Annotated in this window: 23 protein-coding genes; 15 read left to right on the top strand and 8 right to left on the bottom strand. The window is 31.3% G+C overall.

Features of this window, described 5'->3' with window-relative positions; genetic code table 11:
• Nucleotides 1–284: 284 nt before the first annotated feature.
• The 5 genes from CXF54_RS02125 (at nt 285) to CXF54_RS02105 (ending at nt 4,482) form a co-directional block, all read left to right on the top strand.
• Nucleotides 285–845: a hypothetical protein gene (locus CXF54_RS02125; protein ID WP_198551035.1), complete on the top strand. Its 561-nt coding sequence runs from the start codon at nt 285–287 to the stop codon at nt 843–845.
• Between the two features lie 81 nt (nt 846–926).
• A complete protein-coding gene (locus tag CXF54_RS02120) occupies nt 927–2,099 on the top strand; it encodes a DUF1573 domain-containing protein (protein WP_101202268.1) in 1,173 nt (390 codons plus the stop codon).
• A gap of 68 nt (nt 2,100–2,167) precedes the next feature.
• The gene (locus CXF54_RS02115; protein ID WP_101202267.1) at nt 2,168–2,845 is read left to right on the top strand and encodes a hypothetical protein; all 678 of its coding nucleotides are present in this window, start codon (nt 2,168–2,170) and stop codon (nt 2,843–2,845) included.
• A 172-nt stretch (nt 2,846–3,017) separates the two neighbouring features.
• On the top strand, nt 3,018–3,869 hold the full coding sequence (locus CXF54_RS02110) for a hypothetical protein (RefSeq protein ID WP_101202266.1): 852 nt from the start codon (nt 3,018–3,020) through the stop codon (nt 3,867–3,869).
• A 133-nt stretch (nt 3,870–4,002) separates the two neighbouring features.
• Nucleotides 4,003–4,482, top strand: coding sequence for a hypothetical protein (locus CXF54_RS02105; protein ID WP_101202265.1), 480 nt, complete (start codon nt 4,003–4,005; stop codon nt 4,480–4,482).
• 76 nt (nt 4,483–4,558) lie between these two features.
• Here the strand turns inward: CXF54_RS02105 and CXF54_RS02100 are convergent, their stop codons facing one another.
• From CXF54_RS02100 to CXF54_RS02090, 3 genes are all read right to left on the bottom strand, one after another.
• Nucleotides 4,559–5,767 carry a TlpA disulfide reductase family protein gene (locus tag CXF54_RS02100; RefSeq protein ID WP_101202264.1) on the bottom strand — a complete coding sequence of 403 codons (1,209 nt, stop codon included), beginning with the start codon at nt 5,765–5,767 and terminating at the stop codon, nt 4,559–4,561.
• Between the two features lie 107 nt (nt 5,768–5,874).
• The gene (locus CXF54_RS02095) at nt 5,875–6,654 is read right to left on the bottom strand and encodes a hypothetical protein (protein WP_101202263.1); all 780 of its coding nucleotides are present in this window, start codon (nt 6,652–6,654) and stop codon (nt 5,875–5,877) included.
• 1 nt (nt 6,655) lies between these two features.
• Nucleotides 6,656–6,859, bottom strand: a complete 204-nt coding sequence (locus CXF54_RS02090) for a hypothetical protein (RefSeq protein ID WP_101202262.1) — start codon at nt 6,857–6,859, stop codon at nt 6,656–6,658.
• A gap of 260 nt (nt 6,860–7,119) precedes the next feature.
• Between CXF54_RS02090 and pheT the strand changes: the two genes are divergently transcribed.
• The 4 genes from pheT to CXF54_RS02070 all read left to right on the top strand — a co-directional run bounded on the left by pheT (nt 7,120) and on the right by CXF54_RS02070 (nt 10,362).
• The gene (gene pheT / locus CXF54_RS02085) at nt 7,120–9,549 is read left to right on the top strand and encodes a phenylalanine--tRNA ligase subunit beta (RefSeq protein ID WP_101202261.1); all 2,430 of its coding nucleotides are present in this window, start codon (nt 7,120–7,122) and stop codon (nt 9,547–9,549) included.
• Between the two features lie 2 nt (nt 9,550–9,551).
• A complete protein-coding gene (locus CXF54_RS02080; protein WP_101202260.1) occupies nt 9,552–9,761 on the top strand; it encodes a hypothetical protein in 210 nt (69 codons plus the stop codon).
• 12 nt (nt 9,762–9,773) lie between these two features.
• Nucleotides 9,774–9,971, top strand: coding sequence for a hypothetical protein (locus CXF54_RS02075; RefSeq protein ID WP_090842020.1), 198 nt, complete (start codon nt 9,774–9,776; stop codon nt 9,969–9,971).
• A gap of 166 nt (nt 9,972–10,137) precedes the next feature.
• Nucleotides 10,138–10,362 carry a DUF2007 domain-containing protein gene (locus tag CXF54_RS02070; protein ID WP_090842018.1) on the top strand — a complete coding sequence of 75 codons (225 nt, stop codon included), beginning with the start codon at nt 10,138–10,140 and terminating at the stop codon, nt 10,360–10,362.
• 83 nt (nt 10,363–10,445) lie between these two features.
• On the opposite strand, the gene CXF54_RS02065 is transcribed toward CXF54_RS02070, so the two are convergent.
• Nucleotides 10,446–12,068: an ABC-F family ATP-binding cassette domain-containing protein gene (locus tag CXF54_RS02065; protein ID WP_101202259.1), complete on the bottom strand. Its 1,623-nt coding sequence runs from the start codon at nt 12,066–12,068 to the stop codon at nt 10,446–10,448.
• Nucleotides 12,069–12,293: 225 nt separating this feature from the next.
• Here CXF54_RS02065 and CXF54_RS02060 point away from each other — a divergent pair, with 225 nt between their 5' ends.
• Entirely contained in the window at nt 12,294–13,649 is a 1,356-nt protein-coding gene (locus CXF54_RS02060) for a TlpA family protein disulfide reductase (RefSeq protein ID WP_101202258.1), read from the top strand.
• Between the two features lie 77 nt (nt 13,650–13,726).
• Here the strand turns inward: CXF54_RS02060 and CXF54_RS02055 are convergent, their stop codons facing one another.
• The 4 genes from CXF54_RS02055 to CXF54_RS02040 all read right to left on the bottom strand — a co-directional run bounded on the left by CXF54_RS02055 (nt 13,727) and on the right by CXF54_RS02040 (nt 17,539).
• Nucleotides 13,727–14,083 carry a heavy-metal-associated domain-containing protein gene (locus CXF54_RS02055; protein WP_101202257.1) on the bottom strand — a complete coding sequence of 119 codons (357 nt, stop codon included), beginning with the start codon at nt 14,081–14,083 and terminating at the stop codon, nt 13,727–13,729.
• A 20-nt stretch (nt 14,084–14,103) separates the two neighbouring features.
• Complete coding sequence (locus CXF54_RS02050; RefSeq protein WP_101202256.1) at nt 14,104–16,338, bottom strand: TonB-dependent receptor; 2,235 nt, start codon at nt 16,336–16,338, stop codon at nt 14,104–14,106.
• Nucleotides 16,339–16,340: 2 nt separating this feature from the next.
• Nucleotides 16,341–17,060: a heavy-metal-associated domain-containing protein gene (locus CXF54_RS02045; RefSeq protein WP_101202255.1), complete on the bottom strand. Its 720-nt coding sequence runs from the start codon at nt 17,058–17,060 to the stop codon at nt 16,341–16,343.
• 68 nt (nt 17,061–17,128) lie between these two features.
• Entirely contained in the window at nt 17,129–17,539 is a 411-nt protein-coding gene (locus tag CXF54_RS02040) for an HYC_CC_PP family protein (RefSeq protein ID WP_232782559.1), read from the bottom strand.
• A gap of 131 nt (nt 17,540–17,670) precedes the next feature.
• Between CXF54_RS02040 and CXF54_RS02035 the strand changes: the two genes are divergently transcribed.
• From CXF54_RS02035 to CXF54_RS02015, 5 genes are all read left to right on the top strand, one after another.
• On the top strand, nt 17,671–18,462 hold the full coding sequence (locus CXF54_RS02035) for a DUF3108 domain-containing protein (RefSeq protein ID WP_101202254.1): 792 nt from the start codon (nt 17,671–17,673) through the stop codon (nt 18,460–18,462).
• 6 nt (nt 18,463–18,468) lie between these two features.
• The gene (locus tag CXF54_RS02030; protein WP_101202253.1) at nt 18,469–18,798 is read left to right on the top strand and encodes an FUSC family protein; all 330 of its coding nucleotides are present in this window, start codon (nt 18,469–18,471) and stop codon (nt 18,796–18,798) included.
• A gap of 127 nt (nt 18,799–18,925) precedes the next feature.
• On the top strand, nt 18,926–20,485 hold the full coding sequence (locus CXF54_RS02025; RefSeq protein ID WP_090842001.1) for a M28 family peptidase: 1,560 nt from the start codon (nt 18,926–18,928) through the stop codon (nt 20,483–20,485).
• Nucleotides 20,486–20,635: 150 nt separating this feature from the next.
• Nucleotides 20,636–21,319, top strand: a complete 684-nt coding sequence (locus tag CXF54_RS02020) for a hypothetical protein (RefSeq protein WP_101202252.1) — start codon at nt 20,636–20,638, stop codon at nt 21,317–21,319.
• 230 nt (nt 21,320–21,549) lie between these two features.
• Nucleotides 21,550–21,933, top strand: coding sequence for a hypothetical protein (locus tag CXF54_RS02015; protein WP_198551034.1), 384 nt, complete (start codon nt 21,550–21,552; stop codon nt 21,931–21,933).
• Nucleotides 21,934–22,363 lie beyond the last annotated feature (430 nt).

Raw genomic sequence — 22,363 nt, 5'->3', positions numbered from 1 at the left:
ACGTATATAAAACATAGTGCGAGTCGTTGCTAACACGAAGGTTCGGGCATTTTTTCGAGGTCGCCAAATTTTTAAATTTAGCTAATTGAGAAAAGAAAGATAATTAGAAAAATTTAAAAATTCGGCTTGTGTTAATCCGAAACGAAACTGCTTATTTTCTGCACTACGTTTCATATACACGACCGTTGGTAAACATTTGAGAAATGACGACATTTATAGTTTTAATAACACTATTTTCAGGAATTAGTTTTGTGCTGATTTTGAAAAAATACGACTTTTCAAAATTGGCAAAAGTTATTAGAAAAATCTCATTTTACTCATTAATCGGAATTTTAATCTGTATTGTACTTCTGGTTTTTGACTTCCGACTAAAAGGAAAACACACAACATCAATAATAGGATTGACTTTCTTGCTGTCTACAATTTTACTTTTTGGATTGACTAAAAAAAGTCTAGCCAAAATATTAAGCGGAATATTGACAATACCACTGTTCATTTTTGGAATTTTAAGCCTGTTTGCCGAAATAGGAATCCTCTTTTTTTATTTAATAACGCTTCCTTTTCAATCACCTATGGCAAAATCTGAAATTAATAAAAATCATAATGTGGAAGTTCGCGTTGGCGGATTTTTCGCTTGTGGAGAGAGTTTAGTAATTACAAAAACACATTTCGGAATTTTAGATAAGCAACAATACGTCGGAAACAATTTTTGCGTGACAGGAATCTACAAAATAGACACTATAAAATTTAAAGAAAATAACGTGCAATTTTTAATTTATCACGATGGAAAAACTGAATTTGAAAACCCATATAAATATCAACCTAAAATAAAAACCGTGTGGTAACAAAAAACTGAGTTAAAAACCACATCTATTTATTCGCTATATTTTTGCACACATCCGTTACCTCACATATAACCACAACCTATGACCAAGACAATATTAATTGTATTAATAACCTTTTTTTCAATTCAAATAAACGCTCAATCTCCAGAGGAAAAAATCGAAAACTTATTAAAATTAGATGGAACTATTAGTAATGTAGAAAAACTCATTATTCAAACTATCAAATACCAGAAACAAAGTAATTCTGGAATTTCAGATAATTATTGGGAAGTCTTAGAAAAAAAGGTAATTAAAAAATCTCTTGATGAACTTAAGTCAATAGTTACACCTATATATTCTAAAAACTACACAGAATCGGAAATTGACAACCTGATAACTTTCTTCAATTCAAACACAGGAAAATTAATTACAGAAAAGCAACCCATTGTATTAGAGGAATTGAATTTACCAATGCTGCAATGGTCACAAAATTTAGGCGCTTATGTAATTGAGGAAATTGAGAATAAAGGTAAAAACGAATCAAATCCTAACGAAATAGAAAAATTTAAAACGGATATTAAATCCAAATATGGTTTGCAAATACTGAATCTTAATGATCTTGCAATCGATCAAGAAAACAACATTGGGGATTTGTTAATTGATTTTGGAAAAATAGATGGTACAAAAAATGTCACCAAAGTAATTAGAATTAAAAACAATTCAAATAAAGAAATAACATTTGACAAACCAACTTTCCTTGTAAGAGACGACATAAAGTTTGAATGGGGAAATGAACCAGTTAAAGTTGGAGAAACTAGAGATTTAAAAATAATACTAGTAGCGGAACAAGCAGAAAACCAAAGTTACTCATCAATTGTTATCAATTCAAGTAATAACAATAGAATACCAATAGGAATTAAATATGATGCACCTGCAAAAGAAATAAGTTTTGAGGTTTCAGATAATAAATTAAAGTTTAATAAACTTAAACAAGGCTTATCAAAACCATATATCTTTATTTTAAAGAACACAGGTAAAAAAGACTTTCATATTTCTGATATTGAAATCGATAAAGACATTGCTTATTTAAGTTATAGCAAAGAAACTATTAAACCAGACCAAGAAACTAAAATTAGAATTGTTATTTCAAAAAAATTAATTGTAAAGCAGAAAATTAAAGACTTGAAGCTAAACCTAAAAGTTGATTTAACAAAAGGCGAAAAACGAGGGTTTTCAAGTTTTTCAAATGAAACAATTGAATTAGCAATCGAATAAAAACGCATAGTAACGCTTTATATAATTAATTATTTTTTATACACAAAACCATACCAAAATCTACACCTATGACCAAAACCATAAAACTATCGTTTATATTTATTTTCTTATGCATAACTCACTCTAATGCTCAAGAATATTTTGAAGGTGTTGTTAATTATACTATTTCTTATGAATCATTAAACGAAAATATTCCTGAAAGCTTATTTGAAACACAGATAGGAATTAAAATGACAGCCTATATTAAAGAAGACAGATACGCTATGGTTTTTGACGGAAAAGGTGAGCTTGGCTGGAGTAAAACAATTGTTAGACTTGATGAAGGTTATACATATACTGAATATGAGAAAAATGATACTATTATTAAAGAGAAGTTTGGCAATATAAAAGATACTTTGATTGATTTTAAACGCAATAAAAATGATGAAAAAATTATTTTAAATGAATCTTGCCAATCCATCTCATTAAGTTATAAGTCTCAAGATCCTGAATCATATTTTACTGAAACATACGGAACTTACTATTTCAACCCTAAATACAAACTAAATTCTAAACTCTATAAAAATTATACTGATGGATTTTGGAATCTGTATGTAGAAGAAACTGAAGCTGTAAGTTTAAGAAACGAAATAGAGTTACGTCCTTTATTAAGAGCTGTTCAAGAGGCAGAAAGTATCAGTAAAGAGGAACTTTCAAACAAGTATTTTGAACCTAATAAAGAAAAAACAATTATTTTAAAAGAATAAATGACTGGCATAAAAACAGTTAACTTCTTAACTATTCTAGACTACTTAATAACATTTAAAATAGGACGATATACCTGCTATTTATTTATTAAATTAGTTGCTTTAAATTTGAAAAAGCCATCTTCAAGCAGGCTCAAAAACACATAAAAACAACCTAACAGAAAACAAACAAATGAAAAAAACTTTACTTATCATTTCACTATTTACATTAACAATTAGCTGTAACACTAAAGATAAAAAACCTACAAATACGCAACCTGCTGTACGTATGGATTTCATTAAAGTATTTGAGGGTAGAATTGACAATAAATATGATTATTATGCAAAACTAAAATCAAACAGTGGAACAATTACTGGTTCTTACTTTTACAAAAACAAATGTGAAAAAATTGATCTTCAAGGTGAATTAGACTCTTTAGGAAATATAAAGCTTAAAGAATTTGGAAATGGTAACAAACTGACAGGTTTGTTTAATGGGAAAATGGTAAATGAACAAAAGTTCGAAGGAAATTGGTCCCAAAATGAAAATTCGAAACAATTCCCATTTTACTTTATAGAAACTCAAGAATCTTTCGATACTGCATTAGAAAATTGTAAAACTGAGAGAGAAAATAAAGTTTTAAAGACATTGGTGATTGACAAAGTACAACTATTAGCATTCCCTGCAACTAAAAAAAGTGGGAAGGCTTGGGATAATGCTTTAGCAAGTTACAAACCTGATATTTATTTATCAATTACAGATTTCAATGAAAATTCGATTTATAAGCAACAAAATTATTTTAATAATCAAACTAATAAGAATTTACCTTTAGATTTCAAATTTAAGTCTGAGTTGAAAATTGAAGAAAACAGATATAAAGAAGGAATAACAATCAGCTTTTACGATCACGATAGCGTAACTAATCACGATTTATTAGGATATGTAACTTTGAAAAATTTTAAAGAACATTATGATAGTAAAAAGACCATTCAAGAATTTAAAGCAAATGGAGTAAAAGTTAAAGTAACTTTCCATTATGTATAAGAAATACATTATCCTAAATCTTTAAAAAAATTGCGGCTATGTGTTTAATACGCTCACTCTCCTTCCCAAAAACCCTATTACACAAAACCGCAATACCTATCAATAAAAATGGCTGCAAAAACTAAAATAACCTATGAATAATACTCTTACTGAAAAACAAGAATCGAATATCTTACATTATTTTGGTATTGGTGCTTTTTCTATTTTAACACTATTTGAACTTTGTGGATTTCTTGGCGACATATTAAAAGACACATTGATTATTCTTGTCCCAAACCCAAAAGCAACCTACATATTATCAGTTTTAACTTCGCTTGTAACGTTTACCATAATGTTGCTTTTATTGGTAAAAAAAATTAAAACGTCTTTTAGAAACAACTCTCGGAAATTATTGATAACAGCAATAGTTTGCTTATTTGCAACTTGGTGTCTAATAATTTGTTACAATCAATTTATTTCGGATTATTTGGTGTCTAAATTCTCAGATAATTATAACGCTTATAATACTTTTTGGAAAGGCAAATATTTACTGAGAGGCTATTTATCAATAGTTTCAGTTTTATATTATGTTATTCTTGCTTTTGCTGTTCTGAAAAAAGAAAACTATAGCTAACACATTACAAATTAATTGCGACTACCGCACTATTTAACAAGCTATGTAACATTAAACCAAAAACAAACTATCAACCCTACTCTGCTAATAACAGATCCATAAACGCAGTAAACTCCGTTTTAAACTGTGTAAATTTTTCACCTGTTGCAGGCCCATTAAAACCAGTATGTATTTTACGTACTTTTCCTTTTTTGTCAATAAATATTGAGGTTGGGTAACTTAATACATGGTTTAACATTGGTAGTTTCTCATTAGCTTTAGTTTTACTTGTTGTCCCTGTTTGTGCTAATAGTATTGGATAGGTAATATTTAATCGGTCTTGTAAACGTTTAATAAAACTAAAGGCTTTATCTTCGGTTTTAGCGTACTCAAACGCCAAAGCTACAAATTGTATGTCCTTTGATTTATTAGCGTTATAATACTGTGTGTAGTACTTACTTTCGTCTAAACAATTAGGACACCACGTCCCCATTATTTGTACAACGGTTACTTTATTTTTAAACTGATTATCTGTTAATGAGATGGTGTTTCCATCTGCATCAGGAAAACTAAAGGCTAGCGTATCATAACCGTCTTTTAAATAGGTTAAAGCTTCGGCGCTTTGCAACTGGTAATTAGCATTACGTTTGGCTGTAAAAGGTTCTTTCCAATGGTTTCCAGAATAAAAATGTCCATTTATAGTACTATCTGTAACGGTTCCGGTAAATAAAAAGGCATGTGCACCATCAAAGGTAGACAGTTGCAATTGGTTACCATTTACAACACCTTCTAGGTAACGGTAATCGCCAGTTTCAGTCAAAAAAGTACCTGTTACTATATTATTCTCTTGTTTAAAAACGCCTTTTGCGACGTATGTATCTGCTTCAGTATCTGGACTAAATACGGTTTGCCAGTTTCCAGTAATATTAGTTTCCGCTTTAGCGTTACTATCAAACCTGGTTTTATTTTTAGAAGCTGTAAAGGCTTGTTGACGCCCTTTTTCTGCTACAACAAAACGTCCGTTTAAAGTTTGATCTTTAATTTTTGCTATTAACTGTCCTTCAAAAACAGGTAGTTTGATATAAACTGAATCGTTTTTATACTGGATCTCATCCACTTCAATAACTTCTTCCGCATTATAAATCTCCAAAGTATTAGCATCTTTTACTTTAAAGGTAAAAGGTAACTTTTCTGTATCACTAACGGTTAACTCTGCTCTGTAGGTTCCAAAAGTCAGGAATTCGGTATCATTTTTATCGCAAGAAAAAAGAGAAATAGCAATCAATAAAAGAGAAATATAACGCATGGTAATCTTTATGTTTTTTTTATAATAATCGTAATATCGCCAAAATACTTACAAAAAAAAAGACATTGCGTTAACAATGTCTTTTTAAATACTATTTGGTGTAAAAATTACTCTTTTACTGTTTCTAACTTAGAGATTGTTGCTTTTCTTTTTTCAATCTGCTCTTTAGTACTTTTAACAGCTGCATCATGCTTTGTTAATTTAGCTTCTATTCTTTTAAATAGGGCTTCTCGTTTTGCAATTTGCTCTTCAGACACTTTACCTTCTGCCTTTTGTTGCTCTAATTTAGCTTTTGCTTGTGCTAATCTTGCTTTTCCTTCAACAACTAATTTATCGCTTCTATCTAATTTAGCATTACTTTTAGACATCTTAGCTTTAACCTGCTCTAAACGTTCGTTTTTATAAGCTTCTTTGTCACCTTTAAAAGCTTCTCGCTCTGCTTTTAAAGCTTTTTTCTTTTCCATAACACTAGCACGTTTAGCCATGGCTTGCTCCTTCATGTTACCTTTAAGTTCTGCTTTTTCTTCAGCAGTAGCGTTTTTCATTTTCTCTTTCATTTCATTGCGCGCCTCTTTCATTTCTTCATCACGCTCTGATTTCTCGTCCTTTAAATCATCATGCCTATCTTTTAAGTTGGCCTTCTGATCTTTCAATTCTGCTTTTTTCTCCTGCATTTCTGCTTTTCGGTCCTCTTTATTGGCAAGCGCCTCTGCTTTTTTGTCTTGCATTTCTGCTTTACGCGCCTCTTTTTTAGCTAACATTTCTGCTTTTTTATCGCCAGCTTTTTTCTCTAGTTTATCTTTAGATTTACCTTGCGCAAATACTGTCTGTTGGTTACCAAATACAAATAATCCGGCACATACTACTATTACTTTTAAATGTTTCATTTTAGTTTTCGTTTTCAAGTTGGTCTAATTCGTGTTCTAAATCCTCAGCATCTTGATCTAATTTATCTACAATGCTATCCGTTTCTACTTCAATAGTTTCTATTTGCTCAGTTGCTTTAATAGTCGCTTCATCCTTTTTTGTGTCTCTGCAAGAACTAACTGAGAACAGCAAAACCACTAATGCTATTTTAAAAATAATCTTCATAATACGTTTTGATTTATTAATTTATCTATTTACTACTATATAATAATACGTATAAACCGTCACTTATAGATTAGATTACCTATCACCAACAGTCTAATAATAGATAAAATGCATATTTACAAGCTGTAATACATGGTTACTTATACTTTTAATGTGAAACATCGCAATAAATCCCTATTTAAAAAATGAAATAAAAGCCCGTTTTTAAAATGTAAAAACTACTAAGTATTGTTATATTTGTGGTCTTAATTAGTAGATAAATGAAGATTTCTTACAACTGGATTAAACAATTTATTAAAACCGATTGGTCTCCAGAACAAACTAGCGAATTACTTACAGATTTAGGACTTGAAGTAGAAGGTTTAGACCTATACCAAAGTGTAAAAGGTGGCTTAGAAGGTGTTGTTGTTGGCGAGGTATTAACTTGCGTGCAACATAGCAATGCGGACAAGCTTAAAGTTACCACTGTAAACATTGGACAAGAGCAACCAATACAAATTGTATGTGGTGCACCAAATGTTGCTGCTGGACAAAAAGTACCTGTTGCTACTATCGGAACGACTTTATATACTGAAGAAGGTGAAGCTTGGACCATTAAAAAAGGTAAGATTAGAGGTGAAGAAAGTCACGGAATGATTTGTGCTGAGGACGAGTTAGGTCTTGGTAAATCTCATGACGGTATCCTTGTATTACCAGAAGATACTATTATTGGTACTCCTTGTGCAGATTTATTTGATGTAGAAAATGATCAGGTTTTTGAAATTGGTTTAACTCCAAACCGTGCCGATGCAATGAGTCATTTTGGTACTGCCAGAGATCTAAAAGCCGGTTTACAACAAAAAGGAATTAATGTAGAATTGATTACGCCTAGCGTTAGTGCATTTCATGTAGATAGTAGAACCTTAAAAATTGATGTTGACGTCCTTAATAAAGAGTTAGCCCCAAGATATTGCGGTGTCACAATTTCTGGTTTAAAAGTAGACGAATCTCCAGAGTGGTTAAAAAATAGAATTAAAGCGATTGGATTATCTCCAATAAATAACGTGGTAGATGCTACTAATTATGTATTGCATGATTTAGGGCAACCGTTACATGCTTTTGATGCTAATAAAGTTACCGGAAATAAAATTGAGGTAAAAACAGTATCTACAGGTACAAAATTTACAACATTAGATGGTGTGGAGCGTGAGTTACACGAAGACGATTTAATGATTTGTAATGCTGAAAAACCAATGTGTATTGCAGGTGTTTTTGGAGGAATTGATTCTGGTGTAACAGAACATACTACAAATATATTTTTAGAAAGTGCTTATTTTAATCCTGTTAGCGTGCGTAAAACTGCGAAACGTCATGGTTTAAATACAGATGCTTCTTTTAGATTTGAACGTGGTATTGATCCAAAAATTACAGAATACGCTTTAAAACGTGCGGCTTTATTAATACAAGAAATTGCTGGAGGAGAAATTACTAGCGATATTGTAGATGTATACCCGAATAAAATTGAAGATTTTCAGGTTAGATTAAGTTTTGATAAGGTGACTAAACTAATTGGTCAAGAAATCCCTACCGAAACTATTAAATCTATTCTAACCTCTTTAGATATAAAAATAAACAGCGTTACAGAAACAGGTTTAGGATTAACTATTCCTGCGTTTAGAAACGATGTAACAAGAGAAGCAGATGTTATTGAAGAAATATTAAGAGTTTTTGGATATAATAATATCGAAACAAGCTCTAAATTAAATGCTTCAATCTCTAACGCATCTAGATTTGAAGATTATAAATTACAAAACGTAGTTGGTAATCAATTAGCTGCTCAAGGTTGGTTTGAAATCATGGCAAACTCTTTAACAAGTGCTAATTACTTAGCGTTATCTGATGAGTTAAAAACGGAGCATAACGTAGAAATGCTAAACCCGTTAAGTCAGGATTTAGGTGTTATGCGTCAAAGTTTATTGTTTTCTGGATTAGAAGCTTTAAGTCATAATATTAATAGACGTCAGTCTAATTTAAAGTTTTTCGAATTTGGAAAAACGTATCACGATTACAATGGTACGCGTGAAGAATACAAACATTTATCCTTATTTATTACTGGTTTTAAAACCGAAGAAAGCTGGTCTAATGTACCACAGGCAAAAACAAATTTCTTTTTATTAAAAGGAAGCATTGCTAGTTTGCTAGAACGTTTAGGTATTACACGATACCAAGAAAGTGCTACAAAAAGCGATGTGTTTTCTGAAGGCTTACAATTAAGTATTGGTAGAGATACGCTAGTTAATTTTGGTGTATTAAAATCTAAAATAGCGAAGCATTTTGACATTACACAAGAGGTGTTTTATGCAGATTTTAAATGGGACACTATTATTGAAGTTGCTAAACGTAATAAAATTAAGTTTACAACTATTCCAAAATATCCAGAAGTAAGACGTGATTTTGCGCTACTTTTAGATGATAACGTTACGTTTGAAAGTTTACAAGCTATTGCTAAAAAAACAGAAAAGCAATTACTTAAAAGTGTTAATTTATTTGATGTGTATCAAGGTCAAAACTTACCAAACGGTAAGAAAAGTTATGCCTTAAGCTTTACGTTTATGGACGAGCGTCAAACATTAACAGATAAAGTAGTTGACAAAATAATGAATAAATTACAGAATAATTTTGAGCGTCAGCTTGGAGCAGAATTAAGATAATTATGGCATCTATTTTTAAAAAGAATATCACTAATTTAATATCTGGTATTATATTTTTAGCCTTTGGCTTTTATAGACTGTATCAATATCTAACATTAGGTACTGATGCGGCGTCCAGTCCAATAAGGCTTGTAATAGCTTTAGTGTTTTTTGGATATGGTATTTATGCTATTTATACGTATTTTAAAAAATTAAAAGAAGAACAAGCGTAAATACTCTAAATTATGGAATCATTAAGAAATAATAAATACTACAATTTATTTACAGGTCTTTTACTACTAGGTTTTGGAGGTTTTAGACTGTATCAACATTATACCGCTAATCCAACTTTAAACACGTTTAGATTAGTAATCGCATTTGCGTCTATTGGTTATGGTATTTATGCGCTCTATAATTTTACACAATTAAAAAAACAAGAGTAAGACAATAATACAACACTTTTAAAAAGCCTTCTACTTACATGGAAGGCTTTTTTGTTTTACAAACATTTATTAGCAAACGTTACTTTTTAACAAAATCATAGCTTTTATTTATTCTAATAGTATTTGAAATAGTTGTATATTTAAGTAACCACTTAAATCATAAGCTATGACAGACTACGTAAAAATATTTGAAGGCAATTTTATTATTGTACAATTAATAAAAACCCGATTAGAAGACATAGGTATCAATCCCGTAATTAAAGATGAAAACGAATCTGGTAGATTAAGCGGATTTGCAGGTGCTAGATTACCGGAGGTTTTTGTTCACGAAAGTGAAGTAGACAAAGCTTTACCTATTATTGAATCTATAAATAACGAAACAGAAGCTTAAAACATACTGTTTTGATATAAAAAAGCCTTCCATTTTCATGGAAGGCTTTTTTTATGCGTGTTGTACTTATAATAACTTGTAAACTATACCGTATACATTTTATCACGTAACTCTTTGATTTTTTTGTCTTGCATATAATCGTCAAAAGTAGAATATCTATCAATAACTCCGTTTGGTGTTAACTCTACTACTCTATTTGCAACAGTTTGTGCAAACTCGTGATCATGTGTTGTAAATAACATGGTCCCTTTAAAGTTTTTTAAAGAGTTGTTAAACGCTGTAATACTTTCTAAATCTAAGTGATTGGTAGGCTCGTCTAATTGTAAAACGTTAGCTCTAGTCATCATCATTCTAGATAACATACAACGTACTTTTTCTCCTCCAGATAATACGTTACATTTTTTAAGGGCTTCTTCACCACTAAAAATCATTTTACCTAAAAAGCCTCTAATATGTACTTCTTCTCTTTCTTCTTCCGTTTGTGCCCATTGACGTAACCAATCTACTAAGGTTAAATCTGAGTTTTCAAAAAAGGTACTGTTATCTAATGGCAAGTAAGACTGCGTTGTTGTAACACCCCAATCAAACTTTCCTGCGTCAGCTTTTAAATTATTATTTAAAATTTCGTAAAAAGCAGTTGTTGCTCTAGAGTCTCTAGAAAATAAAACAACCTTATCTCCTTTTTGTAAATTTAAATCAATGTCTTTAAACAAGTGTTCGCCTTCTAATGTATAAGATAATCCTTCAACATTTAAAATTTGATCTCCAGCTTCTCTATCACGATCAAAAATAATAGCAGGGTAACGACGACTTGTACGTCTAATATCTTCGATATTAAGCTTATCAATCATCTTTTTTCTACTGGTAGCTTGTTTACTTTTTGCTACGTTGGCAGAAAAACGACGGATAAAATCTTCTAATTCCTTTTTCTTCTCTTCTGCTTTCTTATTTTGTTGTGCATGTTGTCTAGCTGCTAATTGAGATGACTCATACCAAAATGTATAGTTACCAGAAAAGTGGTTTATTTTTCCAAAATCGATATCACTAATATGCGTACAAACGGCATCTAAAAAGTGTCTATCGTGAGAGACTACAATAACACAGTTGTCATAATTAGCTAAAAAGTTTTCTAACCATGCAATTGTTTCGTAATCCAAATCATTGGTAGGCTCATCCATAATAAGGACATCAGGATTCCCAAAAAGCGCTTGTGCTAATAACACACGTACTTTTTGCTTACCATCTAAATCGCCCATTAATGTGTAATGGTACTCTTCTTTGATCCCTAAGTTAGATAACATTGCTGCAGCATCACTATCTGCATTCCAACCGTTCATTTCTTCAAATCTTACTTGAAGTTCTCCTATTCTTTCTGCGTTTTCGTCTGTATAGTCTGCATATAAGGCATCTATTTCTGTCTTAATTTTATACAGTGCTTTATTTCCTTTTAAAATCGTTTCTAAAACAGTATCCGCATCATGCTTATTGTGATCCTGAGTTAAAACAGACATACGTTTTCCTGCTTCTAAGTGTACTTGACCAGAAGTTGGATCTTGTTGTCCAGAAATAATTTTTAAAAATGTTGACTTCCCAGCTCCATTAGCTCCAATAATTCCGTAGCAGTTTCCATTATTAAAAGTGGTACTTACTTCATCAAAAAGCACGCGCTTACCGAATTGAACTGATAAATTTGATACTGATAACATATTCTTTGTTTTAATTTTGTGCAAAAGTAGAAAATTAACACGAAATAGAAGCTATAGTTTACTCTTTAATAAGTTTTAACAACGCCTTAACACGAGAACTCTGATGCAAGGCATATTTTTGTTTTAATATGATTTGCCCTTATAAACTAATATATGTCTTTTAGACCCATAATTTATACAATACTTTGCTTTAGCGTTTTCTTTTCTTGTAAGAAGGATAAGGACATGTCAGACGATAACACTGCTTTTTTTGGAGGCGAAATCATTAACCCTAGCAGCAAGTATATTGTACTTTATAAATCGTCCACCATTATTGACACGGTTTATTTAGACAAAAAAAACAGATTTAAATATAGCTTCGATAATTTTGAACCTGGTTTATTTAGTTTTTATGATGGTAAAGAATCTCAATCTTTATTAGTACAACCAGGTGATAGTATTATGGTACGTGTAAATACTATGGAATTTGATGAGTCCTTAGTTTTTAGCGGAATTGGTGCCAAAGAAAACAACTACTTAATGGATTTGTTTTTAGAAACTGAAAAGCAAGAACAAGAAGTTTTAGAGATTAGCCAATTAGAACCTAAAGTCTTTGACAAAAAACTATGCGATATCCGACGTGATAAATTGGATAAACTAAAAACGTTTTCTATAAAATACAATACGTCTGAGTTATTTAACACGTTTGCTAAAGCGAACATAGACTACAACTATTTTTACAGTAAAGAAGCCTATCCTTTTATAAACTACGGTAAAAATGAAAGTGATATTTTTAAAACCTTACCGGATAACTTTTTTGATTTTAGAAAAGAAATAAACTACAACAACAGCACTTTAAAGGACTACAGACCATACGTGTCTTTTTTAAGGTTTCATTTTAACAATATAGCATTACAAGAGCATTTTAAGCATTCCGAAGACGATACTTATAACAATCAGTCACTAGATTACAATTTAGATAAGCTAACGTTAATAGACGCTAAAATAAATGACACGTTTATTAAAAACAGACTGTTATATTATAACATGATTAAGTTTATTAATGTGTCTAAAAGTGTAGACGATTATGATACACTTTTAGCTTCTTTTGAAAAAAAGAGCACTAATAAGGAACAAAAAAATAATGCAACACGTTTAGTAAACTCTTACAAACTATTAAAACCTGGACATGTAATTCCTGATTTAATGGTTTTAGATAATAATGAGCAAGTACAGCATTTAAGAGCTATCATTAAAAAGCCAACGTTAATTTATTTTTGGGATGTTACGGACCGTTACCATTTAAAGGTTTGCCATGAGCGTGCTAAAGATTTAGAGAAAAAGTATCCTGAGTTTGACTTTTTAGCCATTAGCATAAACCGTATTAGTGGTAAAGAGCAAACAGAAGTATTAAAACGCAACCATTTAGGCTTTACTAACGAGTATCATTTTGAAGATGCGCCAAAAGCTATTGAGCAATTGTCTATAAGACCAATCAATAAAGTGTTTATTGTAGATAAAGACGCTAAGATTATTAATCCAAAAGCGAATATGTTTGACATTACTATTGAAAACGAAATGTTATCTTTAATTAATAAGTAAGCTAATATTACCAGATAAAACATAAAAAAAAGGACTGCAAATTGCAGTCCTTTTTTTATGTTATAAAGTGTTTTACTTTAGTCCTTTTTATGATCATCTTGCACCTCTTCATCTCTGTATTTACAACAGTCATGTACAGATCCATAAGCTTCGTCTGTAGCCTTTAATGCTTTTGTGTCATGTCCAACATTAGCAACGTTTTGCTCTATGGAAGCCAGGTCCGTTTTGTTCTCGTCAAAAATCAATTTTAACTCATGTGTATCTACACTCCAAATAGCACTTTTTACACCTTTAGTTTTAAAACATGCTTTTTCGATTCTTGATTTACACATCATGCAAACTCCATCAACCTCTAAGCTAGCTCTTTTATTTTTGTCTTGTGCAAAAGTTACTGTGGTTGCAATCATTAATAATACTAATATTAGTTTTTTCATCTTATTGGGTTTTATTGTCTTTATTTAATTTTATATCTTAATCCTGCGTAATACATACTTCCAAAAATTGGGCCATATACAAAGTTAGTATCAAAACTTGAGCCAAACGGATTGTCTGCGCTTACAATTGGATTACTTTGTCTAACATTTGTAATGTTTTCGCCACCTAAATATACTTCAAATTTTGGAGAAAACACTCTTGTCATTTGTGCATTTAAGGTTCCTATTGTCCCTGAATACTCATCTAATTGATATTGAACTGGGTTATTAAGTGTTGACGGGAAACGTTGCTGACTTAACCAATTATAGGTTACATCAAATTTCCAATTACTATTATTTTTAATTTCAGTCTCATAAGACGCATTTGCAAACACACGGTGTTTTGGTGTCAATGGTTTGGTAAGTTTACCTGTTTGGTATTGCGTTTTAACATCGTAATACTTGTAAGCCGTTCTAATATTTAAATGTTCCAACAGATTATAATTTAACTCTACCTGAAAACTATTAGCATAGCTACTACCTTCTAAATTATAAAAACTAACCTCTTGTGGGTTTTCTAAATCTACCACAACTTGATTCTGAAAATCTGTACGGTAAAAATCAAACGTTACATCGGCAGCTCTTCCAAACAGATTAAATCCTTGTAAGTAAGACACACCATAATTCCATGCAATTTCAGGATCTAAACCATAAATATTTCCAGTAGTATTTAAAATTGAAATATTACGCGATGATGCAAACAAGTTCTGGTTTTCAGCAAAAATATTGGCACTACGCTTACCACGACCTACGGAAGCTCTAAAAGCTGATTTACTCCAAGGGGAGTAACGCATGTGCAGCCTTGGTGTAATAAATTCGCCTAATAAATTATGAGAATCCACACGTAATCCAGCGGTTAGCGTAAACATTTCTAAATTATCAAAAGAATACTCAAAAAAACCTCCAAAACTACGTTCCGTTCTTGCAAAACCTTGACCGATAGCAAACTCGTCATAATCATCATAGGTATAATTTACACCCGTTTTAATTTTGTGTCTAGAATCGTCAATAATAGAGTTATAAATAACATTAGAATAAATACTGGTATGATCAATATTATATTGGTTTAAACCAAAATAAGAGTCTTGTTTATGGTTACTAAACGCAAATTGGACACCCACACTTTGCCAAGGTATTTCTGGGTTTACATAGCCTAACTTAGCAGATAACTCGTAACGCTCCGTATCAATCTCACTTCCCCAAGCATTTGTAGTAAGCTTGTCTGTGTTAGGATCAAAATCTAATTGTCCCGATTGTTTTTGGTCATTTAAATAGCGTAAGTTAATAAAACTAACAAACCCTTTTTCTGGATTTGTATATTGCCAACGGTTCATGACATTAACCTGATTATATAAAGGCATATCCATAAAACCATCGTTATTTACATCATGCTTTTCTTGGTGCGTATTACCATGTAAATACACTCCTGTACTCCACTTATCACTAACGTTTGTATTAAAATGTGTGTTTAACTCTAAACGCGTACTGCTAGCACCATAAAGATTTACAAAAAAGGTATTATCCATTGTGGGTTTAACTAGCTCTGCATTAATCTGACCAGCAATACTCTCAAAACCATTAACAACACTACCCGCGCCTTTTGTAATCTGAATACTTTCCACCCAAGTCCCTGGAATAAAACTTAATCCAAATGCCTGAGAAGCACCTCTGATAGACGGTATATTTTCTGTAGCAATTAAAATATAAGGACTAGATAAACCTAACATTTTTATTTGTTTGGTTCCTGTTACCGCATCGCTAAAATTAACGTCTATGGACGGATTAGTTTCAAAGCTTTCTGACAAGTTACAGCACGCCGCTTTTAATAACTCGTCACTACTTACCAACAATGTATTTTGGGCTCTTAAATAAGACCTTGATGTTGCTTTTTTTCTTGACTGTACAACGACTTCATCTAAATCGCTTGTGGGATTTAAATAATGTGTAATTGCTTTTGCAGAAGTTATAGTAAGCGTATCCGATTTAAAACCAACATAACTAATTACTAGTTGCTTATATTCTGGAGTGTATGGTAACGTAAATTGCCCATTAATATCCGTAGCTGTCCCCACACTTGTGCCTAACCAAATTAGGTTAGCGCCAAACAACGGTTGCTGTTTGGTATCTGGATTAGCCTCGTGTATTACACCTGTCAATTGGGTTTGACTTACCATTACAAATGGTAAAAAGCTAAATAAAATGAATAGTTTTTTCATAATTAATTATACATTTTAATTAGCATCCAAACTGCCATGATTAACATGATGGTATTTTCTATAAATGTGGCTTTGGTCATTGGTAGTTTTAAAGCTGTACCCAAACAGGCACATTGTATTGCTTTTTTATCTAAAAGTGCTTTGGTAACGCCTATTGTGGTGATTCCTAAAATTAAAATTGTTGCGCCTAATGCAAAAGGTAATTGCATGCGTGTTAAAAATAGTAATCCTAAAGCTAGCTCCAAAAAAGGATAAATAAGTCCGTACTGCGGAATTGCTTTAGCTAACGGATCGTACATTTTAAAGCTTGTAGAAAAACCTTTTAAATCTAAGAATTTAAAAAAGCTAAAAACAATATAAAATAGGCCCATAAAATCTAGCATAAAACTAGCGGTATTCCAGGGTTTATAATTTAATAATACGGCTGCTGCCGAAATATAGCCGAAGATTAAAAACAAAGGAAACAGTTGCTTCCATTGGCTTTTTACTTCAACCGAAGCTAATACGTTTGGCGCTACTTCCGTTTTACTAATTGTAAATTTTGATGGCAACCCATCCTGAAGTTGCTGTATTGTAATAGGTTTTGACAAGTCAATCTGTGCTTCGGCTTGTTCTAAATTTACCGAAACAGCTGTAACATGTTCTATGGATTGTAACGCTTTTTCAACAGAAGCCTTACATCCATTACAGGTCATACCTGTAACATTATATGTGTGTGTCATTATATATAATTTAATAAATAGTACCATTATAAAGGTTCCGCGTAAGCGAAACTAATAAAAGCACAATATCAAATAATATAAACATCGTGAAGGACCTGGTAATCTAATATCAGATTGGGTGGTGCATAATTTTTATGCGGAATGCTTTGCTTTGGTAAACTTTTAAATAAATGTAAGTAACTATAAACAAAGGTTGTAATTATGTATTGTGTGCTAAAATCTAGATCACTAAACGTGTTAAGTTTTAATTGATCCTGTCCTTTAATAACTTGTACGGTATCACTACAACACGATTTAGTTTTTGCAGTAGTAATGGTAGTATCCACATCTACGCCACATTTTTTAGCTTTAGTAAAAACAGCGGTATCCACTAAATGATCGCCACAGTAATGACTCTCTATAGTAAAAGATAATGTTGAAAACAACACCACTAATGCCATAACAAAAGATACGCCTTTATTTATTACTGTTTTTATCACGGTACAAAAGTACAAAATAGTTTAATTACTACTGGTATTTAAAAAAAGGTTTAACATGTATTTTAAATTCGTACAATAATTTCGGCACAATTAGTGTTAAGTTATATCTTTGACAATTAAATACCAATTTTATGAAATTTAAATTAACCATATTAGTAACGCTTATAGCCTTAACATTTAGTTTTGGGCAAGACAACAATGCCTTTAAAAGTGGCGAAAAGCTAGTGTTTTCTGCTTCTTACAACATGTCTGGTATTTTAACTGATATTGCAGAAGTTAAAATGGAAGCTAATGAGATGAAAACAAGTGCTTCCACTCTATTGCATTTAAAATGTACCGCAACAACATATAGTAACTTTGATAGCTTTTTTAAAATTAGAGATTTATATGAAAGTTATGTTAGCCCAAGAACGGTAACACCATATTTATATAACAGAGAGATTAATGAAGGTGGTTATTACAAATACGTAAAGTATAAGTACAACCATAAGGCTAATTTAGTGGAGAGCTTAATTAGAAAAAAGTCGAAAAACTTTGCTTCTGGATTTTGGGATAGAAATGAAAAAGTAAAAATAAATAATGGTACTAGAGATATTGTAGCTACTATTTATAAAATTAGAACTTTGGATATTAAAAAAGCCCCAATTGGTGCTTCGGACACGTTTACTGTATTGTTTGATAACAAATTGACTACATTCAGTTTTAAATTATTAGCTAAAGAAACTATAAATACTGCTTTGGGTAAAAAAGAATGTTACAAACTAGCTATTGGTGCTGCAGGTACTAACGTACTAAAAGGTAATAACTCTAATATTTTATGGTTAACTGCAGACGAAAACAAAATACCTGTATATGCTAAGTTTAAAGTAGCTGTTGGTAGTGGTGAATTAAAAATTAAATCTGCAACTGGTTTAAAAAACTAATATATTATGAGAAAAACAAGTATTATTTTAGGATTGATTTTTGCTGTTCTTGCTGTAGTTTTAGCCGTATTACCGTTATATAAATTAGCATTTATCCCTGCTGTTTTGGCTTTTATTTTTGGAATTATAGCCTTTTTAAAATCAAAAAAGGAAGCAAAACCAACACATGTTATTCAGGTTATATTTTTGCTAACTATTATTAGTTTAGGATTAGCAACTTACAAAACAATCTTTACTGTATCTGAAGTTGGCGACACTAAAGACTTGCAACAAACAGAAGATAAATTAAACGAAGAAGCTAAAGAAGAATTAGAAGATCTTATAATTATTGACTAAGAAACGCTTACCGTTTTATTATTAGATTTATAGGGCTTTTTAAGCCTATGTTAAAATGAAAAAATAAGTTGGAAACAACTTATTTTTTCTTGTATTTTTGAAAGTATAACTTTATAAATACTTTTAAATGAAATCCTTACTTTCAATAGCCTCTTTAAGTCTATTATTTATTGCTTGTGGAAGCTCACAAAAAAGCAAAACAACCAATACAAAAGTGGCCGACCCAAGTGTGTACGCTGCGACTATTACACAAGACGATTTAAAAACGGCTTTGTACACCTTTGCTTCTGATGCATTTGAAGGTAGAGAAACTGGTGCCGAAGGGCAAAAAAAAGCTATCAACTTTTTAAAAGAACATTATATCCAATATGGTGTTCCTGCTGCTAAAAAAGATGGGAATTACTTTCAAAATGTCCCTTTACAATTACAATCTAAACCTGATGTTGCTTTAACTATAAACGGTAAAGCATTAAAAAATCTTGAAGATTTTGTATCTATAAACCCAATGGAAACTAGCCAACTTCAGGCTGGGGAGATTGTAAATCTTGGTTACGGAATCCAAGATGATGCTTTTTCTAACTACGGTACTATTGATATTAAAGACAAAGTCGTGTTTTTTATTAATGGCGAACCTAAAAACGCGGACGGTACTTATGTTATCTCTGGAACTAAAGCGGCTTCTAAATGGTCAAATTTTAGAGAAGAATTTGCTTTAAAAAGAGATTTAGCACTAGAAAAAGGCGCTAAAGCTGTATTATACTACAATCCTGATGTTTTTGCTATGGCTGCCTTACGTTATGGTACTTCTAGCGGTAGAATGAGTTTGGTAAGTACTGATAAAAACATGTTTTACTTTTTAGTAAACACACAGACCGTAAAAGCATTGTTTAACAAAGACATTACTAGTTATGATACGTCTTTTAAAAACGAAACTATTACCACTACTCTAGATTTAGATTACACTAACAATTCTAAAGCATTAGCGTCAGAAAACGTTGCTGCAATTATTAGAGGAAGCGAAAAACCAGACGAATACGTCATTGTTTCTGCACATTTAGATCATGAAGGTGTTAAAAATGGCGAAGTATATAATGGTGCTGACGATGATGGATCTGGTACAGTTGCTGTTTTAGAAATTGCTGAAGCATTTGCAAAAGCTAAAAAGGATGGTCATGGTCCAAAAAGATCAATGGTATTTTTAAATGTAACTGGAGAAGAAAAAGGATTATTAGGAAGTAGACATTATACGGACAACGATCCTATTTTTCCGTTAGCTAATACCGTTGCTAACCTTAACATAGATATGATTGGACGTATTGATCCTAAACGTAAAGAAGGTGACCGTAACTACATCTATTTAATAGGTAGTGATAAATTAAGTACAGAACTGCACGAGATATCTGAAAAGGTAAACACAAAGTATACTAACGTTGAGTTAGACTATACTTATAACGACGATAACGATCCTAATCGTTTTTACTACAGATCAGACCACTATAACTTTGCTAAAAACAATATCCCAGTAATATTCTATTTTAATGGTACACATGACGACTATCACAGACCAAGTGATACACCAGACAAAATTGAGTACGATTTATTAGAAAACAGAGCACGTTTAGTCTTTTACACTGCATGGGAATTAGCCAATCGTGATGAAAGAATAAAAGTTGATAAAGGAGAATAAAACTTCCTCATATCCCGTAATATTTACGGGATATGAGGAACAAAAGTAATCATATAACTAGTTGTGCTTCATTATCAAAAAACATTCGAACTGAAAAAAAACATTCTCATATTATTTTTATTTCTTCTATTAATTAGCTGTAATAACGGAGTGAATTACGTTTCTCAGAATGACGGAAAAAGTCACTTGATTGATTTTGATTTGTTCAGTATTATTCTGCCAACTGATTTTAAATACAAAAAGGTTGACGGAACTGACTCTTTTGTCGGAGAAATTAAAAACGGAAAAACTACTTTGTTTTTTGATTATGGTTGGTATTCACCAAGTCCACCAATGGACAAAGAATCCTACATTCAGGAAAGCCGAAAAAGTATGGATTTTGAAACATTGCAAAAGTTTCTAAATCAGATTGACTTAAAACCTTACGAAAACCAAAATGGCGGAGTAAATCCAAGAGAGATAACAAAAAAAATAAAGAATTTGACATTACATAAAATGTCTGATAATTTGATTTTTGACAAAGGACCTGAAAGTAAATGTGAATTTTACTATTCGCTCGAATTTGATGAAAAAGAATATTACGTATCATTTTGCATTCCAAAAGAAAAAGAAAACCAATTTAAAAATTACGAAATAAAGACTGATACTATTGGAGATTATAAGAGGACAATCGCCTTATGGACGGACAAAGAGAATCCAAATATATCGAGCGTGAATTTTGAGCCAATTAATAAGGAACTAAATAGCAACGAATTGTCAATCGGAATTAAATCGAATATGGAATTTGATAAAGATGAATTAAAAGCTATTTTTGAAAGTGTAGCGCTGAAATAACGAAAGCACAACACCGTATAAAAATAATAGGGCAATTAGTGCTTAATTCAATGGCTTGGGCATTTTTGTGAAGTCGCCAAATTTTTAAATTTGGCTTATTGAGAAAAAAAGATAATAAGAAAAATTTAAAAATTCAGCTTGTGTTTAACCGAATAGTAACTGTCTATTTTCAGCCCTACTATTCTTATACAATTCCGTTGTAGCACATTTGAGAAATGAAAAACCGAATAATGTATATCGAACATAAAACTGACCAAAATGACAGAGGAAAAGCTTGGATTGGTGATGTTGAATTTTCGAAATCAGGAAAAACGATTTACTTCAATGGACTTGCATTGAAAAAAATGACTGGAACTGCTTATGCTTATTCCGAATTCTCAAATTATTATGATTTAGAAAACAGAGAAGCTTATTGGATTTCAGGAATAAAAAAGAATGGACAAGACAGACATTGGGCTGGTGGTGGAAAAATAATGATTGACCGAAAAATTGTGAATGATTATTTAAAAATGGTGGACTTTGATATTCTTGACGAAAACAACTTTAAATTAGTTGATATTTTGCCAACTGACAAACAAAAGTTTGCGGAATTAGAAAATCAGAATTTAAGCTGAATCAATTGAAAAAAAATTTAAACATCGTTTTAGGCTTAATTCAAATGGTATTATCTGCTTATTGGATATACCAAATGACTTTACTTTATTACAAATATCATTATACAGATATACTCTTTGCTTTTATGTATCCTGATTGGGTGTTATTTGCAAACATTTTTCTTTCTTTAGTAAACCTGTATTATGGAATAAAACTGACAATGAATAAGGTTACTATAAAAAAGAGTTACATATTAATGGGAACTTCTATAGTAATTGGAATATTAATTAATAATTTTTATTATCTGATTTAAAATAAAAACGTGCTACAACAACGTGTATAATTAATTGCTTTGGCAAGTGCTTATTTGGAAAATTCCTTCGGAATTTTCTCGCGTTCGTTTTTGTTTACTAAATTAGTTGCTAAAACACGCAACTAATCATACACAAA

It is taken from the genome of Olleya sp. 1-3, assembly GCF_002836085.1.
In the GTDB taxonomy this organism is placed as follows: Bacteria; Bacteroidota; Bacteroidia; order Flavobacteriales; family Flavobacteriaceae; genus Olleya; species Olleya namhaensis.
Note: the sequence above shows the minus strand (reverse complement) of the source record. Positions and strands in the feature narration are given on the sequence as shown.

What these genes read in the sequence shown, in the direction of transcription:
- CXF54_RS02120 (WP_101202268.1), top strand. Translation starts at nt 927, where the DNA reads ATGACCAAGACAATATTAATTGTATTAATAACCTTTTTTTCAATTCAA.
- CXF54_RS02115 (WP_101202267.1), top strand. Translation starts at nt 2,168, where the DNA reads ATGACCAAAACCATAAAACTATCGTTTATATTTATTTTCTTATGCATA.
- CXF54_RS02110 (WP_101202266.1), top strand. Translation starts at nt 3,018, where the DNA reads ATGAAAAAAACTTTACTTATCATTTCACTATTTACATTAACAATTAGC.
- CXF54_RS02105 (WP_101202265.1), top strand. Translation starts at nt 4,003, where the DNA reads ATGAATAATACTCTTACTGAAAAACAAGAATCGAATATCTTACATTAT.
- CXF54_RS02100 (WP_101202264.1), bottom strand. Translation starts at nt 5,767, where the DNA reads ATGCGTTATATTTCTCTTTTATTGATTGCTATTTCTCTTTTTTCTTGC.
- CXF54_RS02095 (WP_101202263.1), bottom strand. Translation starts at nt 6,654, where the DNA reads ATGAAACATTTAAAAGTAATAGTAGTATGTGCCGGATTATTTGTATTT.
- CXF54_RS02090 (WP_101202262.1), bottom strand. Translation starts at nt 6,859, where the DNA reads ATGAAGATTATTTTTAAAATAGCATTAGTGGTTTTGCTGTTCTCAGTT.
- pheT (WP_101202261.1), top strand. Translation starts at nt 7,120, where the DNA reads ATGAAGATTTCTTACAACTGGATTAAACAATTTATTAAAACCGATTGG.
- CXF54_RS02080 (WP_101202260.1), top strand. Translation starts at nt 9,552, where the DNA reads ATGGCATCTATTTTTAAAAAGAATATCACTAATTTAATATCTGGTATT.
- CXF54_RS02075 (WP_090842020.1), top strand. Translation starts at nt 9,774, where the DNA reads ATGGAATCATTAAGAAATAATAAATACTACAATTTATTTACAGGTCTT.
- CXF54_RS02070 (WP_090842018.1), top strand. Translation starts at nt 10,138, where the DNA reads ATGACAGACTACGTAAAAATATTTGAAGGCAATTTTATTATTGTACAA.
- CXF54_RS02065 (WP_101202259.1), bottom strand. Translation starts at nt 12,068, where the DNA reads ATGTTATCAGTATCAAATTTATCAGTTCAATTCGGTAAGCGCGTGCTT.
- CXF54_RS02060 (WP_101202258.1), top strand. Translation starts at nt 12,294, where the DNA reads ATGTCAGACGATAACACTGCTTTTTTTGGAGGCGAAATCATTAACCCT.
- CXF54_RS02055 (WP_101202257.1), bottom strand. Translation starts at nt 14,083, where the DNA reads ATGAAAAAACTAATATTAGTATTATTAATGATTGCAACCACAGTAACT.
- CXF54_RS02050 (WP_101202256.1), bottom strand. Translation starts at nt 16,338, where the DNA reads ATGAAAAAACTATTCATTTTATTTAGCTTTTTACCATTTGTAATGGTA.
- CXF54_RS02045 (WP_101202255.1), bottom strand. Translation starts at nt 17,060, where the DNA reads ATGACACACACATATAATGTTACAGGTATGACCTGTAATGGATGTAAG.
- CXF54_RS02035 (WP_101202254.1), top strand. Translation starts at nt 17,671, where the DNA reads ATGAAATTTAAATTAACCATATTAGTAACGCTTATAGCCTTAACATTT.
- CXF54_RS02030 (WP_101202253.1), top strand. Translation starts at nt 18,469, where the DNA reads ATGAGAAAAACAAGTATTATTTTAGGATTGATTTTTGCTGTTCTTGCT.
- CXF54_RS02025 (WP_090842001.1), top strand. Translation starts at nt 18,926, where the DNA reads ATGAAATCCTTACTTTCAATAGCCTCTTTAAGTCTATTATTTATTGCT.
- CXF54_RS02015 (WP_198551034.1), top strand. Translation starts at nt 21,550, where the DNA reads ATGTATATCGAACATAAAACTGACCAAAATGACAGAGGAAAAGCTTGG.